The following is a 17,001-nucleotide window of genomic DNA, read 5'->3' as shown; positions in this document are numbered from 1 at the left end:
TCATTAAAAATTCACATTTTCGTGCTTTCAATATTCATTATACTGAGTTCAGAACTAGATTACCAGAGAAACTGGTACTATATTGACTTTTGGAACGATTGACAATTTCTTAAGATGGACTTAGAAATTGGGAGGAGTTTTAAAAAATGAAAAAGGAAAGTCTTAACATTGGTCAAGCGATCCGGTTCTTTCGCAAGCAAGAACACGTGACCCAAGAAAAGCTGGCGGAGGACAGCGGGTTATCGGTTAAATTTATCTCATTGCTGGAAAGCAACGAAAAGTCCAACATCAGCATCCAAAACTTGGCCAATATCGCCCACGCCCTGCATTTGGACCTGGCGACTTTGACCAGCCAAATGGAAACCAACATTCCCGAGCCTTCCTTACCCAGCAGCTCCCGGCAGTTGATTCAGGCCTTGGCCACCTTGCCGGAAGAGACCGCCAACCGGCTCAGCAAAAGTTTTCTCGCTATCTTGCAAACCTTTCAAGCCCAGGATAAATAGCCCCCACCACCAAAAAAAGCGTCCGCTAGGGGACGCTTTTTTGCTGGCCTAATAAGTCGTCACCTGACTGGCGGCTTGATCGATGGCCTGTTGCTGACTGGTGGTACGGTAGTATTGATTCTTAAGCTGACTGATCGTCGTCGTGGTCGTGTTAAAGCCTTGCTCGGCCGTCGTTTTGCTGGAATCATGGTCCAAGGTATAAATCGTCACCTGATCGCCATTGACGGTGTAGTAGACCGTCGAGGCCGCCGTCCCAGAACCAATTGCTTGCCGGCCTTGCGGGGCCGTCCCCCGGATCAACTTGGTCAGGTTGGTGTAGCCCCCGGCCCGGTAAATCAAGACCGCTAATTGGTTGTCCGTCAGCGTTTGTTGGGCTGAACTGGTTTGCGAACTGGCCGTGGCACTTTGGCTGGTGCTGGTGGCACTCGTCGCGCTGCTTTGGCTAGCGGCACTGCTGGATGACGCCTTCTTTGCACTGCTTTGGTGATCCTTCTTCACTTTGGCGGTGCTAGTGGCACTACTGCTGTCCTTGGCCGCCGATTGTTGATTGCCACAGGCAGCCAGTGTAAAGGCTAAGCCCAGGCTGGCGGTAGCAAGCAAAAACTTCTTCATTGTTTTTTCTCCTTTATACCGGGCGATCCCGGCCATCATTTTTGTTCATCATAACACTGCAATGGCTTGCAATTAAAATGATTTCTAAAAATTTTACGTCCGCTTAACCATTTGGTCCCATTTTTCACGGTTAATTCGTCGTTTGGGCTTGGCTGCCTTGTTCAGCCCCACCCTTGGCTAAAACCTGATCGATTTTCGCCTGCTCGCCGCCAAACTCCCGGGCCAATTCCACCTTGGAGTAAGTCTTCATTGCATTCTTATTCCCCATGCCACCAAGGTTGGGCTTGGGTGCATCGTATTTAACGACCACGTTTTGGTCGCTGACGATCATCATCGTTGAGTGGGCGCCAAAGTCAATCACGTAAATGTTGCCCTGCTGCTGCCAGTGCATCTCCGCACTGTTTTGCACCAGGTTGTCCACTCCCTGCCCATCGAGCTTCAAAAAGGCCATCAGGGCGTACTCGCTGGCGGAATACTGGCCCACCGGCTGCCCGACCTGACTGCTGGTCGCCGCCCGGGCGGATGAACTAACTGGCGCGCTACTAGAACGGGATGAGCTGGTTGATTGCACCGCATGGCTAGTGGTCGATGAGGCCGCTGGTTCCGTAGTCTTTGACTGACCACAGCCCGCCAACACGCAGCCCAGCGCCACCACTAGGCCACAACTTGCCAGAATTTTCTTCATGCTTAAATCCTCCGTTGTCAATTTAGCGCCATTATAACATATGACAAAATCATCATTTTATAAAAAGGTCGCTCCAGCCCGGAGCGGCCTTTTAACGTGGCGCCGTAAAATTAAAGGCATTGTACCAGTGGTGCATTTCCGCAGCACTGACTGCCGGAATGTGCCAGCCGTTCAAGCCACAGGCGCTCACCACCAGCAGCATCCCCAGCGCAATCAACAGCGCGGTCACCAGCCAGTAGCCCTTATTAAAGAAGGGGGGCATGATTTGATGGACTGCGATCGGCTGTTCCTTGCCAAACCACCGCAGCACCATTTGCCAACCCCACGCCGTTCCCCGGAGCAGCAATTTCGCCAAGCCCCAGGTCAAAACTAAGCTGAGCAAAAAGACACCCAGGCAGATCAAGGCCGCCCCTAATTCGGCCAAGCCATAGGCCAATCCGCTCTTGCCCAGGGCCACCAATCCCGCCGGGATCCCCATTACCCCAGCAAAAAGGGTAGCCACCGTCATGATCGCCAGGGAAAAGGGCACCGCCCACAGGGTGACGTAAAGCGACAACAACACGCAAATGAGCGCAAATAAAATGCCCAGCAAGGCCAGGGCAAACCCACCCCAGACCGGCAGACCCAAGATCACTAAAACAATGACCAGCGCCAATTGCGGCCCAGTCAACCACCGGCGGCGTTCCAAGCCTTCTTCAGTCATGATGTTGGCAACCACTTGCTTAGGCGTCCCCAGGTCAGCCAAGATGGCGGCCTCGGCTTCGCCGTTGGCCAGGCGGTCTTCAATCAATTCCCGGTAATCACTGATGTAATCCCGAAAGTCCCGCACGCCCGCAAGACGCAAGCGCCAGCTTAACTCCCACAAATAGGTTTTCTTGGTCATCGCTTCTCACCTTTTCTTCATTACTTGCTCGATTAACCAGCCTAATAACATTAAGGCCACGACCACGCCCAGGACCGCCAAAAAGACCGTCAAGGCAAAGGAGATTAACCAGATCACCAGCGGAATTCCGAAGAGCAATAAGAAGATCACCACTAAGATCTCCTGCCAGGTCCACTTATGGCGCAGACGCACCCCCGGTTGGGCCAAAATGGCGGCCGCCACTTCCTTAGGCGTCCCTAAGTCAGTTAAGATCACCCCTAAGCGTTCATCCTTAGCCAAACGCTGGTCGATGATTTGCCGGTAATCGGCTACATAGGCTCCCGCATGCTTGACCCGGGCCCAAAAGAGCCACCACCAAAGCCGCAATAAATACCATTGTTTACGCATGTTCCATTGCCTCCCGAATAAATTGGTAAATCCGTTCCACTTCCGTCTGTTCCTGCAAAAAATCCACCACATCGGCTTGGCCCGTGGCCGTGAGGTGGTAGTACTTACGGTTGCGGCCGTCAGCTAATTCATTGTGACAAGTGACCTTGTCCTGCTTTTCCAAGCGCTTGAGAATCGGGTAGAGGGTTGATTCGGGCATTGCAATTACCGCCGCTAAGTCCTTGATGATTTGGTAGCCATAGGAATCCCCCCGCTCCAGTACGGCCAAAATGCAATACTCCAAAAAGCCTTTTTTGAGTTGTGGACTCATCGCCTTCCCTCCTTACTTTGCTATGCATAGTATAGCTTACCCGTGATACTTTGTAAAGCGTAGTACCTCGGTAAAAAGCATATGGCTTACCCCATGCAAAAACGCCGCTGCGACCGGGACAAACCGGCCACTCGCGGCGCTAGGCAAGCTTATTTATTTTGTTGGCGTTGGTGGCGTTGATTATGTTGGCGCCAATAGGGCAAAATGATCAAAAGCAAACTAATCGTGAGGTACAAGGGAAAATATCGAAAGACATCAACATTCCCCTGGGTCACAAAACTGACGGCCAGCACCGATCCCCAAAAGACAACTTCATACCCTAATACTTTGATCAATAAATCAATCCCCAATTTGGCACCCCTTCCGTTAACTTGGTCTAAGACCTCGTGATCGTGATTTTGATTAACGGTAGTGTACACCAAATCAAGGCCACGCACTGTCACCAATCAGTAAAGATTGGGTTACAGTTATTTTACAGGCGATTAGCACTAGGAGAAGAAATACCTTGCTGCTGGATAATTACTCAGGGAGATGCTAGCTAATTGGCGTTGCCTTGCAATGGGCCTTATTACTTCCCGACGAATTGTCAAACTAAGTGCAACGGTTCTTCAAAAAATTTAATTTTTAAAATGGATTGTCAGTTTACCTTAAAAAAGCAAATGTGTGGTAAGAATTTAGGGAGTCCAAGGGACCGTCAGCTTTTAAAAGTAAGCGGTTGCTAATAATTTTGTGCAAGCGGTTGCACTAGGCGGCCGATAGTAGTATTATGTAAGCGTCATCATTATAGACTCATTAATTATCGATGGAGGCACTATTATATGAGCGAGAAAAAGTTAAATAAACATTTGCCGTCCCTCTCGTTTTCAGTATTAATGCTGATGACGTTTGGGAACCTGGGGACTTCGATGGCCTTTGCTTTGCAGAGTGCTAACATGGGGCGGATCTTCCAAACCCTGGGGGCGGACCCAACCAAGCTAGGATGGTTTTTCATCCTGCCGCCATTAGCAGGGATGGTTGTTCAACCACTGGTCGGCTACTTTTCCGACCGGACCTGGATTCCTAAAATTGGGCGGCGGCTCCCTTACTTGATTTTAGGGACGATTGTAGCTGTCATTGTGATGTGCCTGTTGCCGAACTCCGGCTCGTTTGGTTTCAAGACTTCGACTGCGCTATGGTTCGGCGCGGTAGCCATCCTATTTATGGACCTGTCTTCAAATATGTCGATGCAGCCATTCAAGATGATGATTTCTGACATGGTAAACGATGAACAAAAGGACCAGGCTTGGTCATGGCAGACGATTTGGGGAAACATCGGGTCCGTTGCCGCTGACCTCTTCCCGTTTTTCTTGACCTGGATTGGGGTTAAGAATATTGCAGCTAAGGGTGAATTACCAGATTCTGTTAAGTGGTCATTCTATATTGGAGCTGCGATTTTAGTTGTTTCATCAATCTTTACTATTTGGAAAGTTGACGAATATGACCCAGAGACTTATGCCAAGTACCACGGCTTAGACCAAAATGCTAATATTAGTGAAAACTTCGTCACAATTGTTAAACACGCGCCCAAGGTTTTCTGGACGCTGGGAATTGTTGAATTCTTCTCTTGGACTGGTTTCCAATACCTGTGGACTTATGGTGCAGGGACGGTGGCCCAAAACATCTGGCACACTACGAATGCTTCTAGCGCTGCTTACCAAGCGGCCGGAAACTGGTTTGGTGTCCTGTCTGCTGTTGAAGTTGGGGTAGCAATTATTTACGGATTGGTTTTGCAAAAGCTGAATGACCGAATTCGGAAACCTGCCTACGCCTTAGGAATGGTCCTGGGTGCCCTCGGCTTCTGGGGCTTGTCTGTTGCGCCGACTAAGCTATTATCGTTCGTTGCTTTTATTGGTATCGGGATGTGCTGGGTTACGATCAACTCCATCCCGTTCACTATCCTGACGAATGCCCTGGATGGTAAGCATGATGGTACTTACATGGGGTTATTCAACTGCTGGATCTGCTTCCCACAGATTGTTGCTTCTGTTTGCTCCTTTGCTCTTTATCCGTTATTGGGCAACTACATGCCACACATGCTGGTCGTAGCTGCTGTCCTAGCACTGATTGGGGCATTTACGGTTTACGTTGTCAAGGAAACCTCTGTTGAAAAGGGAGATATTGACTAATGAATCTTGCTGCTATCTACCACCGGCCGGAAAGCGAAATGGCCTTTCTTTATGACTCTCAGACGATGCATATCCGTTTACGGACTGCTAAAGATGACGTAAAAGCGGTCCAGCTATTGCACGGTGACCCTTACAGTCTTCGCAGCCTGGCGGGAATTAAACCGCCATTTTATACCAAACCGACGCCGATGAAGAAAATCTTGTCAGATGACCTCTATGATTATTGGCAGATTGCGGTTACCGAGCCGAAAAAGCGCTTGGCGTATGCTTTTGACATCACTGGCGCTGATGGGACGAGGACGGTTTATACCGACCGGGGCTACCTTCAGCCAGATGACCACGCGGCCTTGAATGATTTAAATACCTACTTTCGGATGCCCTTCTTCCAAGAGATTGATATGTTTCACGCTCCAGAATGGGTAAAGAAAACGGTTTGGTACCAGATTTTCCCCGAGCGCTTTGCCAATGGTGATCAGTCCAACGACCCTGCTGGTACTAAAAAGTGGAATGCCAATGATCATCCTGGTCGTCAGGATTTCTATGGCGGTGACTTGCAGGGTGTACTGGACCACCTTGACCACCTTCAAGCATTGGGTGTCAATGGGATCTACTTTAACCCGCTTTTTAAAGCCCCTTCTAACCATAAGTATGATACAGAAGACTATTACCAGATTGATCCCCACTTTGGTGACGCCGCCTTATTTAAGGAAGTGGTTGCCCAGGCTCACAAGCGGGGGATTAAGGTAATGCTAGATGCCGTCTTTAACCATATTGGTGATAAGTCGCCGCAGTGGCAGGACGTCCTTAAAAACGGCCAAAACTCGAAATATGCTGATTGGTTCCATGTTAATAAGTTCCCAGCAACTTACACGCCGACCAAGAACTTTGAATTTACCCCGGATGCAACTTACGATACCTTTGATTACACACCGCATATGCCGAAACTCAATACAGCTAACCCAGCAGTGCAGGATTACTTGTTGGGAATTGCCAAATATTGGATTGAGGAATTTGATATTGATGCTTGGCGGCTGGATGTGGCCAATGAAATTGACCACCACTTCTGGAAGAGGTTCCACCAGGAGACAACGGCCCTCAAACCAGATTTTTATATCCTAGGTGAGATTTGGCATACCTCGCAGGCGTGGCTGAACGGGGACGAATTTAGCGGGGTAATGAACTACAGCTACACCGGTGCTATTTTGGACCACTTCATCAACCACCGGCTTAGTGCGGAACGAATGATTGATCAGCTTAGCAACCAGCTGATGAAGTACCGTGACCAGACTAATCAGATGATGTTTAATGTCTTGGATTCTCATGATACAGCGCGAATTATGACTCAGGCCCACGATAACCGGGACCTAGTCAAGCAAACTTTTGCCTTTACATTCTTGCAGCCTGGAACACCGTCAATTTACTATGGCACCGAGTACGGCATGGATGGAGACAATGATCCGGACTGTCGGAAGCCAATGAACTGGACGCCAGACGATGATGCTCAAGAAATGCTTGCAGATTTTAAGAAGCTAGTCGCATTACGTCGTGACTATGCTGACCTAATTGCAGGCGGGACAATTGCATTTAATGTCCTGCCAATCGGGGTGGTGGAAGTTTCCCGTACAGGTGCTGGGAAAGTGCTTAAAGGACTCTTTAACACCACGGGCGCACCAGCGGAGTTAGCAACCAGGGGCCAACTGCTTCTTAGTCAGGGAATGCAGGGGCACCAGCTGTCTCCAGACGGTTTTGCGATAACAATTGAATAGCGGGTAGCGGGATAACTGGACAGCCAGCCGCTGCATTCTTATCGTTAAAATAGCAAAGAGGTCGGGTTATTTTCCGGCCTCTTTTATTAATCTAAATGATATATATCAGTACAAAATCGTGTAGCAATTATCAACAGGAGCACTTTAATGAAATCAGTATCTTTATACCTTGAAGGATCATATCTGCCATGTTGTATTGCATGTCTCGTTAAATGTGTGTGTTCTACTCCAACATGAAAATGCCCACGTTCTAGAAAAATATCTAATGTCTTCAATAATGAAGAAAAGGTTAAATAATCAATTGCAGGTCTTTCATCATCCTTATGGCGTTGAAAATAACTTTTGATTTCTCTTCTGTTTAAGGTACTGTCGGTAGAAACCGATCCAATCACTTCAGTATATTTAAAATCAAGGATACTTACCGCTGTGCTAATCAATACTTTATAATTGTTAAAGTTTTCTTTGAGCAGCCTTCGTATTATCTTCAGTTGATCCAAGTAACCAGAATCAAAATCTTCATCAATAAAATCATCTATTAGTTCATCAAATTCATAGAAGAACTGCTTATAATTGTCTTTAACGTAATATTCGGTCATTATCTTATTTATTTCATTATCCGACTTATCCTTAAGTTCGACCAATTTATCAATTTCAAGAAAATCAGTTACTACCCACCCATTATTACTTAAATTATCAACCACAGGGATTAATTCACTATATTTATGGTCTAATTCTTGTTGCGCTTCTGCAACGTAATTTGCCCACGATTGCATTTTCTTAGCAAAAGCAGTTTGCTGTTCAGCAATTTGTTTAAGAAATCCATTAGTTGACTGTAACTGATTAGGTATCATTTGACTTAATTGCTTAACTGGAATACCAGATAAGGATGAATTAGTCTTTACGAAACTAGATAACACTGATTTGGGGACAACAGGATAAGCCGCAGCCGCTTTAGCTATTTTCTGATACGGTTTAACCATTTGTTTATTAAGGTTTTTCATAATGGTTGCCTGTTGTCCTAATGACTGATTAAGCTGCTGGGTCATTCTTAAAGCACCAGTTGCTCGGATACTATTATAAAAAGCGTCAATCTGCTTCTGAGCTATCTTTGCTTCATTCGGAAGATAATCTGTCATTTAAGTTTCTCCTCGTATATCAAAATAAAAACACCCAGCTGTAATACTGAGTGTTTCTGTATCCAAATGTGGCAAACATTTTGGCAAACAAACATGTTATTTTTACTGAGTTGGTCTAGTTTTCAGACTGCCAAAATGCTGTTATATCGCGGTTCCAACTCTAAGTTACATTACAATTCTATTCATATTCAATCGTCGAAGGCGGCTTGCTCGTAACATCGTAGAGGATCCGGTTAACGTGATCGACTTCATTGACGATCCGAACCGAAATCTTTTGCAAGACGTCCCATGGAATTTGGGCAAAGTCGGCCGTCATCCCGTCAATCGAGGTTACGGCCCGGATAGCGACGGCTTCATCATAAGTCCGGCCATCCCCCATTACGCCGACCGAGCGAATCCCCGGCAGCACGGTAAAGTATTGCCAGATTGATTCGTTTAAGCCAGCCTTTTTAATTTCTTCGCGCAGAATCGCGTCACTTTCGCGCACGATTGCCAGCTTGTCGGGCGTGATTTCACCCAACACCCGGATCCCCAACCCGGGACCCGGGAACGGTTGGCGCCAGACCAAGTCGTGGGCAATCCCCAGCTTTTCCCCCAGCGCCCGAGTTTCGTCCTTAAAGAGGCTGCGCAGGGGTTCGATCAGCTTAAAGCCCATCTTTTCCGGCAGCCCGCCGACGTTGTGGTGGGACTTGATCGTTTGGGCCGTATCCGTCCCGGATTCAATTACATCGGTGTACAAGGTCCCTTGGGCCAAGAATTCGGCGTCCTTGAGCTTCGCGGCTTCTTTATTGAAGACTTCAATAAATTCGGCCCCGATGATCTTGCGCTTTTGTTCCGGATCAGTCACGCCCTTGAGCTTGCCCAAGAAACGGTCAGCCGCGTCAACCTTGATAATATTAACCCCTAAGTCGCGGTTCAAGGCATCCATGACGGATTGCGCTTCGTTTTTCCGTAACAGCCCATGATCCACAAAAATCGCCGTTAATTGGTCGCCAATCGCCTTGTGAATCAAAACGGCGGCCACACTGGAGTCCACCCCACCGGAGATCCCCATGATCACTTGCTTGTCGCCGACCGTTTGACGAATGTCTTCGATTTGCAAGTCGATAAAGTCGTCCATTGACCAGTTGGCCTTAGCGCCACAGACATCAAAGGCGAAGTGCTTCAAAATGTCGAGCCCGTATTGGGTATTGCGCACTTCAGTGTGGAATTGCAGGCCGTAGAACTTCTTGGCGTCGTTGGCCATAGCTGAAATCGGGCAGTTCGCACTCGTGGCTGTCACTTCAAAGCCGGCGGGCGCTTCTTTCACCAGGTCTCCGTGGCTCATCCAAACGTACTGGTCCTTCGGCAAGTCCTTAAACATCACCGCACCATCACTTAAGACTTGGATGTCGGCGCGGCCGTATTCGGAATCCTTGGCCGCTTCGACCTTCCCGCCCAAGTTTTGGGCCATCAGTTGCATCCCGTAGCAAATCCCTAAGATCGGAATCCCCAGTTCGTAGATTTGCGGATCTACGGTAAAAGCATCCTGGTCGTAAACGCTGTTCGGTCCCCCAGAGAAGATAATCCCCTTTGGGTTGATCGCTTTGATTTCTTCGGCCGTAATTTTGTGCGAGAGCAATTCGGAGTAAATCCCGAAGTCCCGAATCCGCCGGGTGATCAATTGGTTGTACTGGCTCCCAAAGTCCAAGACGATAATCTTGTCGAAGGCATCCAGGTTGATGTTTGCCACAATTCCCACTCCTTTATATTGGTTTAAAACTTACCAATCATTGTACGGGCTTAACCGAACGAGGTCAAATAAAAGAATGATGAGAATTTAAGGGGCGAAGAATTACTCCCGCCGGCTTCCCCATTTAATTGCTTTCTGGTCGAATCCCGAACTTTTTGTTTTTTTCAATCGTCAATTTATCGGAACTGCCCCGCGGGTGGTTAAGATTTCCTTATTGATCTTTTTTGACCAATCCAGCCTGTTATAATAAAAGTTAGCAAATCGGAAAGGATGGTCATCGCACCATGGATATTTACGGTCAATTTGGCCCCCGCCTGCACGACGTGTTAACCCGGCTGACCGACCAGATTGAACAACTCAGCCACCAAGAAGTCGCCGCGGGGCGGCCGAAACTTTACGAGCACCTGATCGGCCGGGTCAAGACCCCGGCCAGCATGGCCGAAAAGTGCCAGCGCAAGGGCTTTGCGGTCTCGACGCACGCCGCCCTGCGCGACTGCCAAGATGCCGTCGGGGTGCGGATCGTCTGCAATTTCATCGATGACGTCTACCGCTCCTTAAAGTTGCTACGGCAGGCTTCGTGGTGCCAGATCGTCGAAGAAAAGGACTACATCACCAACGCCAAGCCCAATGGTTATCGTTCTTACCACGTGATCTTAAAGTTTGAAACGCCCTTTGCCGACGTCGATGGCGCTACGCCTGGCTATTATTACGCCGAGATCCAACTGCGCACGATTGCGATGGACTCCTGGGCCAGCCTCGAACACGAAATGAAATACAAGCACGATGTCAAAGACGCCGCCCGGATCAGCCGGGAGTTAAAGAGCGTCGCTGAACAGCTGGCCGCCTGTGATATTCAGATGCAGACGATTCGCCAGTTAATCCAAGAAAGCTAAAGGAGGGAAAGGGGATGTCCCTACGTGTGTTAATCGCCGAAGATGAACAACAACTCGCCCGCGTGCTTACGGCCGCGCTGCAAAGTATCAATTACGAGGTAACCGCCGTCGAAAACGGGGAGCTTGCCGTTAAGGCCGCCCAAGAAAATGCCTACGACGTAATCATTTTAGACATCATGATGCCGGTCAAAGACGGCTTGACTGCCCTCAAGGAAATCCGGGCCAGCGGGGATCGGACCTACGTGATGATGCTGACGGCAATGGCGGAAGTCGACGACCGGGTAACCGGCCTGGACGCCGGCGCTGATGATTACCTCACCAAGCCCTTCTCGCTCAAGGAATTACTGGCCCGCCTCCGGTCCTTGGGGCGCCGCAACGAAGAGTACGATGACGACGTCTTGACCTTTGCGGATCTAACCTTGGACAACAACGAGCAACGCCTCGAGGCCCATAATTCCATCAGCCTCTCCAAAAAGGAAACCCGCCTCTTGCAATATTTGATCTTAAACGCCGGTAAGGCCCTCTCAACGGCCGATTTAATCAATCACACTTGGGACGATGATGACGAAGCCGCCGATGCCCAGGACCTCTGGATTAACATCTCCTATTTGCGCCAAAAATTACAGGCGGTTAATTCCCTGGTCCAAATCACCGGGGAAAAAAGCGGCCCCTTCACTTTGCTGCAACCATAACAAGGGGGTGGGGTGATGATTCAAAAACTGCGCCGTAAATTTATCCTGATCTCAACCGCGGCCCTCCTATTGGTGTTATCCACGGTTATCGGTAGTTTGGTCGGCACGACTTACTATAAGGCCGATCAAGAAGTCAAAGCCGTGTTGACCACCCTGGTCGACCACCAAGGTGACATCCCCACGACGGCCACCCCCCTCAAGGGTCAGGGGAAAATGAACCGGGAAGGCATCTTTCAGTACCGTTACTTCAGCGTCAGCTTTGATCAGACCGGCCAGATCATCAAGGTCAATGACAACCATATTTCCACCGTTGAATTAGAGGAAATCAAAGCGCTGGCGGCCCAGTACCGCCACCGGCGGGGGCACGGCCACGCTTTTTACGATGGGACCACCTACGCTTACCGCCGGGGAAAGCAGGGCAATCTCACCACGATTGTCTTCTTGGATGAAACCATCCTGATGGCCCGCGTCAACCAGATCTTCCAGTCGGCAATTATCCTCGGGCTGGCCTCCTTGGCCCTGTACACCCTCCTGTTGGCCCTCTTTTCCAAGCGGGCGATTGAGCCAATCATCAAGGCCGAACGGCGGCAAAAGGAATTTATTACCAACGCCAGCCACGAGCTCAAGACCCCCTTGGCCATCATCAGTGCCAATAACGAAATGGTGGAACTGCTCAATGGCGAAAGTGAATGGACGCAAAGCAACCACCAGCAGGTTACCCGGCTGACCCAGCTGATCAACCGGCTGGTCGCTTTGGCCCGGCTGGAGGAACGGCCGGCCATGGTGATCACCAAGCTCGATGCCTCGGTGGTCATTCAAACCGTTACCACCAACTTCCGGACCTTGATCGAGCAAGACCACAAAACGTTGGTCACCAAAATTTCGCCCGAGCTACACATCAAGGCCGACGAAGGCTACTTCACCGAGCTGGTCAATATTTTCGTCGATAACGCCGCCAAGTACTGTGATGAAGGCGGCACGATCAAGGTCTTGTGGCGGCCAACCAATAAGGGACGCAATGCTACCTTGCTGGTCGCGAATTCTTATGCGGCCGGTGAAAACGTTGATTACGCCAAGTTCTTTGACCGCTTCTACCGCAACGATACTTCGCATAACCAAGCCAAACAGGTCGGCTTTGGGATCGGGCTGTCAATGGCCCAGAACCTCGTAGAAACCTTCAAGGGGAAATTAAACGTCCACTACAAAGACGGAATGATTTACTTCGTGGTGAAATTTAAGTTAGAGAAATAGCAGCGCGGCTGGGCAGAAACTATCTTTTCGACTAAAACTTAGCAAGTCGCAACACCAAAAGCGCTAGCAATCAACGTTTTCAGTAACGTGGTTGCTAGCGCTTTGGCATTTTTAAGACTTTTTTTCAGCCGCTTAATCTTCCCGCAAGTAAATCCGGTCAATTTTATGGTTCGTGGTCTTATGCAAGATAATATCGGCCCGGTTGCGGGTCGGCAGAATATATTCGTTTAAATTTGGTAAATCAACCCGCCGCCAAACGTCCTTGGCCATCGCAAAGGCATCCGCCCGGTCCCCCTGGGCATAGGAATAGTAGTAGTTATTGGGGTCTTGGAAGGCGGTATCCAACAGCATCCCAAACCGTTCCAAGTACCACTGTTCGACCAATTCCGCATCGGCATCGACGTACACGGAGAAATCAAAGAAATCACTGACGTACAGCGGCTGCTTACTTGGCAGTTGCAAGACGTTGATCCCCTCGACAATCAAAATGTCTGGTTCAATGATCCATTGCGGCTCATCCATTACATCATAGACGCTGTGCGAATACGTCGGCGCCGCCACCCGGTCTTCGCCGGCCTTGACGTCATTTAAAAAGGTCAGCAGCTTTTCCATGTCGTAAGATTCCGGAAAACCCTTGCGGGCCATAATCCCGCGCCGCTCCAATTCCGCATTGGGGTACAAGAAACCGTCGGTGGTGATCAATTCGACCCGCAGGTCCGGCATCAATTTGTGCAAGAGAATCTGCAAGAGCCGAGCGCTGGTGCTTTTCCCTACCGCCACCGACCCGGCAATCCCGATAATATACGGCACCCGCCGGTTGGATTTCTTTAAAAAGGTCATCTTTTGCAAGTGCATCTGCTGGTAGTTTTGGTACTGCAGTTGCAAGAGCTTAATCAAAGGCAAGTAGACTTCTTGGACGTCAGCCAAGGAGATCTGGTCGTTTAAAGATTTGATTTCATCCAGGTTCTCCTGGGACAACATCACTCGCTCACTAGGAAAAAAGCTGTGCCAAGTCGCCCGGTCGAACTGATCGTAGTTTAACCATTCGTTCATTTTACCGCTCCGTTTTGAAAAACTTAATAAGTTTATTGTACCACATCTGGCGCCGATGATAGCACTTTCATCATTAGCGGTGAGCAGCAGCTGATTTGAAAAAGAAATTTATTTTTGCTAGGGTAGAAGTAGATAAAGGGGGGAATTATTCTTGGATCTAGACATACAGCCCGTCCGATCGGGCTTAGCTGACTACCAAGAAATCAAGCAACTTTACATGCGCGCCTTTCCGGCCTATGAGCGGGAAAAGTGGGCCTGGCTGATCTTCAAAAGCCACTTTAAGCACGCCGATTTCGAGGCCTTTTATGACCAGGGGCAATTCGTGGGCTTTGCCTACGTGATCCACGTCAAGGGCCTGCATTACGTTTTGTACTTAGCCGTCAACGACCGCTTGCGCTCGCAAGGCTACGGCAGTCGGATCTTGACGACCTTAAAGCAACACTACCACGGGGTGCCCTTGGCCTTAGACGTTGAAGCACCCGACCCTAAGGCGGCTAATAACCACCAGCGGCTGCGGCGGTTAGCCTTCTACCGTAAGAATGGTTTTCGCCCAACAAGCCGCAAAATGAAGGACCCGGAAGTCACCTACCAGGTCCTGACCACCACCAACCACTTTAACGGCCAAAAAGTCGACCACGTCTTTGACTGGTTTGAATGGCCCTTTGGTTGGATCGCAAAATAGTTTGACTTATTCGGTCCGCACAGATCTGAGATCCGTGCGGACCGATTTAGCTTTACACCAAAAAAGTGGGCTGCCCCAACTTAGGAGGCACCCCACTTTTTAATTATTTGGGAAACTTCAGCGTCGTATCATCCTTGAGTTCCGGCGCGTCCGTCGTGTAATCATCAAAGGTCGACTTATCGTCATTTTCCGTCTTCAAGCTGGTCTTCTTGTCCTTTTGCGCCTGCTTGAGCTTCTTTAAGCTCTTCTTGAGGTTGTAAGTGTAGTCCTTCTTATTGACGTCCTTAAAGCCTGGCAAGTGGTAGAAGCGCAGCAAGTCGCCGTTGATTACCTTGTCTGACAGCCCGAGGTCGGTCGTGACGTACTTTTGAATGGCGTCAAACTTGGCTTGTTGGGCCTTGGTTGGGTTGGCAATTGGCTTGCCATTCTTGGTGTAGAAGTACTTCCCATCGTACTTGGTGTACTTTGGCGTGACCCAATCCCCATTTCTAAACGGCACGATTTGGTTGCGGTCAGCCGACAGGAGGTCTTGCCCAAACTGAAGGTACTTATTCGAGGAAATCCCCAACAGGTCTTCTAAGGTTGGCAAGACGTCGATTTCACCCCCGTAGGTGTGATTGATCCCACCTTGCAAGCCCTCAGCATTGATCATAAACGGCACCTTTTGCCACATCGCCAGGTCGTAGCTGGTGATGTTCTTCTTGCCCAAGACCTTGGCAATCGCTGGTTTGTGGTTGTTTGAGATCCCGTAGTGGTCCCCATACAAGACCAAGACCGTATTCTTGCGCAAGCCCGTCTTGTCCAAGTAATCCAAGAGTTCCTTAACCGATTGATCCAGGTAGTGGGCGGTTTGGACGTACGGATCCACCGTGTTGTCCCCCGTCTTTAAGGCCGGGAAATCGGTGTTTTTCTTGTCGATAATGTATGGATAGTGGTTCGTAACCGTAATCAACTTGGCGTAGAATGGTTGCGGCAGTTGTTCCAAGTAGTAGGACGTGTCCTTTAAGAACAGCTTATCCTTCATCCCGTAACCCAACACGTCGTCTTTAACTTGCGGGTAGTATTCCTTGCTAAAGAAGTACTGGTAACCAAAGGACTTGTAGGCATTATCCCGGTTCCAAAAACTTGGCACGTCACCGTGGAAGGACGCCGAGGAGTAGCCCAGCTTTTGGTCTAAGATCGCTGGGGCAGCTTGGAACGTATTGGTCGTCCCGTTGGTACTCATCGCCGAGCCTTCCGGCAACCCAAAGAGCGAGGCTTCCAGCATCAATTCGGCATCGGAGGTCTTCCCCTGGCCAACTTGGTTGAAGAAGTTGTCAAAGGCCAGGGTATTGCTGGAATGGTAGAGCGAATTGATCGTTGGCGTGACTTCTTTGCCATCGACCTTGTAGTCAATCAGCCATTGCTGGAAACTTTCCAGGTGCAAGACAATGATGTTTTTGCCCTTCAAGGTCCCATAGTAAGTAGCATTAGGCCCGGCATAGTGCTGCTTTAAGAAGCGTTGGACCGGTGCCAGATCCTTTTTATTGGCCTCAGCCTTAATCGCGCTGTTGTGGGTCGTCTTAACCCCATCGTAAACGGTGTAAAATTCCAACCCGAGGTACTTGACAATGTAGTTGTTGTCAAAGGTCCGGGTCAGCAATTGACTCCGGTCCGAATAGGCCATCCCGAGGTTGGCCCCGAACAGCAACAACCCAATTGCGGTAATCGTGGCGGCGTAGCGCCGTTTGAAATAGCGCATGTCCACCCGGATCCAGTGGGCCAACAACACAATGATTATCAAAATCACGTCGGCGTAGACCATAAAGTCGGACGGGTGAATGATCTGCGCTAAACTCTTGCCGAGGTTATCCGACGAGCTCCCCGACCCCTTGATCACGTTAAAGGTAATAAAATCGGAAAATTCCCGGTAATACAAGATGTTGGCAAAGAGCCACGTCGACAAGAGGGCGTTGATGATGCTCATCAGCCAGTAGGACAGGCGCCCCCGGAAGTACAGGGCAATCCCCAGCAAAATGATGGCGCTGGGCAGGGTGTTAAAGGCGAGCAAGAATTGTTGAACGCTCGTCGTGGCCCCTAAATTAAACTTGGTTTCATACGCCCAGAGGCTCTTGATCGCAAACAAGAGCACACTCAAAGCAAAGAAGCCCAGCTTGGTATTAAGGCCAGCCCTGACTTTTTGCAACGCTGTTTTCATTAATTTTTTCCTCCATCAAATTAATCAACACTCACCATCATACAATAATGCACC

Annotated in this window: 17 protein-coding genes; 7 read left to right on the top strand and 10 right to left on the bottom strand. The window is 49.3% G+C overall.

What is annotated here, in order from left to right; genetic code table 11:
- The first annotated feature begins 146 nt into the window (after positions 1–146).
- The gene (locus BN54_RS06940; protein ID WP_019206454.1) at positions 147–503 is read left to right on the top strand and encodes a helix-turn-helix domain-containing protein; all 357 of its coding nucleotides are present in this window, start codon (positions 147–149) and stop codon (positions 501–503) included.
- 48 nt (positions 504–551) lie between these two features.
- Here the strand turns inward: BN54_RS06940 and BN54_RS06935 are convergent, their stop codons facing one another.
- The 6 genes from BN54_RS06935 to BN54_RS06910 all read right to left on the bottom strand — a co-directional run bounded on the left by BN54_RS06935 (position 552) and on the right by BN54_RS06910 (position 3,730).
- Complete coding sequence (locus BN54_RS06935) at positions 552–1,115, bottom strand: Lreu_0056 family protein (protein WP_019206453.1); 564 nt, start codon at positions 1,113–1,115, stop codon at positions 552–554.
- Positions 1,116–1,245: 130 nt separating this feature from the next.
- Positions 1,246–1,800: a hypothetical protein gene (locus tag BN54_RS06930; RefSeq protein WP_019206452.1), complete on the bottom strand. Its 555-nt coding sequence runs from the start codon at positions 1,798–1,800 to the stop codon at positions 1,246–1,248.
- Positions 1,801–1,891: 91 nt separating this feature from the next.
- Positions 1,892–2,683 carry a DUF1700 domain-containing protein gene (locus BN54_RS06925; RefSeq protein ID WP_019206451.1) on the bottom strand — a complete coding sequence of 264 codons (792 nt, stop codon included), beginning with the start codon at positions 2,681–2,683 and terminating at the stop codon, positions 1,892–1,894.
- A gap of 6 nt (positions 2,684–2,689) precedes the next feature.
- Complete coding sequence (locus tag BN54_RS06920; RefSeq protein ID WP_019206450.1) at positions 2,690–3,070, bottom strand: DUF1700 domain-containing protein; 381 nt, start codon at positions 3,068–3,070, stop codon at positions 2,690–2,692.
- Positions 3,063–3,380, bottom strand: a complete 318-nt coding sequence (locus BN54_RS06915) for a PadR family transcriptional regulator (RefSeq protein WP_019206449.1) — start codon at positions 3,378–3,380, stop codon at positions 3,063–3,065. Before BN54_RS06915 ends, BN54_RS06920 begins: the two co-directional genes overlap by 8 nt.
- 149 nt (positions 3,381–3,529) lie before the next feature.
- Entirely contained in the window at positions 3,530–3,730 is a 201-nt protein-coding gene (locus BN54_RS06910) for a hypothetical protein (RefSeq protein ID WP_019206448.1), read from the bottom strand.
- 468 nt (positions 3,731–4,198) lie between these two features.
- On the opposite strand from BN54_RS06910, the gene BN54_RS06905 reads away from it, so the two are divergent.
- The gene (locus BN54_RS06905; RefSeq protein ID WP_019206447.1) at positions 4,199–5,545 is read left to right on the top strand and encodes an SLC45 family MFS transporter; all 1,347 of its coding nucleotides are present in this window, start codon (positions 4,199–4,201) and stop codon (positions 5,543–5,545) included.
- Entirely contained in the window at positions 5,545–7,311 is a 1,767-nt protein-coding gene (locus tag BN54_RS06900; RefSeq protein WP_019206446.1) for a glycoside hydrolase family 13 protein, read from the top strand. Before BN54_RS06905 ends, BN54_RS06900 begins: the two co-directional genes overlap by 1 nt.
- An 86-nt stretch (positions 7,312–7,397) precedes the next feature.
- On the opposite strand, the gene BN54_RS06895 is transcribed toward BN54_RS06900, so the two are convergent.
- Entirely contained in the window at positions 7,398–8,447 is a 1,050-nt protein-coding gene (locus BN54_RS06895; RefSeq protein ID WP_019206445.1) for a hypothetical protein, read from the bottom strand.
- Between the two features lie 178 nt (positions 8,448–8,625).
- Positions 8,626–10,179 (bottom strand): glutamine-hydrolyzing GMP synthase, encoded by a 1,554-nt coding sequence (gene guaA, locus BN54_RS06890; RefSeq protein WP_019206444.1) that lies wholly within the window; start codon positions 10,177–10,179, stop codon positions 8,626–8,628.
- A 284-nt stretch (positions 10,180–10,463) separates the two neighbouring features.
- On the opposite strand from guaA, the gene BN54_RS06885 reads away from it, so the two are divergent.
- Genes BN54_RS06885 through BN54_RS06875 form a run of 3 tightly spaced genes read left to right on the top strand, consistent with a single transcriptional unit; the run spans position 10,464 to position 13,015 of the window.
- Complete coding sequence (locus BN54_RS06885; RefSeq protein WP_019206443.1) at positions 10,464–11,072, top strand: GTP pyrophosphokinase; 609 nt, start codon at positions 10,464–10,466, stop codon at positions 11,070–11,072.
- A 14-nt stretch (positions 11,073–11,086) separates the two neighbouring features.
- Positions 11,087–11,764 (top strand): response regulator transcription factor, encoded by a 678-nt coding sequence (locus BN54_RS06880; RefSeq protein WP_019206442.1) that lies wholly within the window; start codon positions 11,087–11,089, stop codon positions 11,762–11,764.
- A 15-nt stretch (positions 11,765–11,779) separates the two neighbouring features.
- The gene (locus tag BN54_RS06875) at positions 11,780–13,015 is read left to right on the top strand and encodes a sensor histidine kinase (RefSeq protein WP_019206441.1); all 1,236 of its coding nucleotides are present in this window, start codon (positions 11,780–11,782) and stop codon (positions 13,013–13,015) included.
- Positions 13,016–13,147: 132 nt separating this feature from the next.
- On the opposite strand, the gene coaA is transcribed toward BN54_RS06875, so the two are convergent.
- A complete protein-coding gene (gene coaA, locus BN54_RS06870; protein WP_019206440.1) occupies positions 13,148–14,068 on the bottom strand; it encodes a type I pantothenate kinase in 921 nt (306 codons plus the stop codon).
- Between the two features lie 151 nt (positions 14,069–14,219).
- On the opposite strand from coaA, the gene BN54_RS06865 reads away from it, so the two are divergent.
- Positions 14,220–14,750: a GNAT family N-acetyltransferase gene (locus tag BN54_RS06865; RefSeq protein WP_019206439.1), complete on the top strand. Its 531-nt coding sequence runs from the start codon at positions 14,220–14,222 to the stop codon at positions 14,748–14,750.
- 103 nt (positions 14,751–14,853) lie between these two features.
- Here the strand turns inward: BN54_RS06865 and BN54_RS06860 are convergent, their stop codons facing one another.
- Complete coding sequence (locus BN54_RS06860; protein ID WP_019206438.1) at positions 14,854–16,947, bottom strand: LTA synthase family protein; 2,094 nt, start codon at positions 16,945–16,947, stop codon at positions 14,854–14,856.
- Between the last annotated feature and the right edge of the window lie 54 nt (positions 16,948–17,001).

Origin of the sequence: Limosilactobacillus ingluviei str. Autruche 4, assembly GCF_000312405.1 — a bacterium.
Taxonomy (GTDB): Bacteria; Bacillota; Bacilli; order Lactobacillales; family Lactobacillaceae; genus Limosilactobacillus; species Limosilactobacillus ingluviei.
The sequence above is the reverse complement of the archived record's forward strand: the minus strand, read 5'-3'. Positions and strand labels throughout refer to the sequence as shown.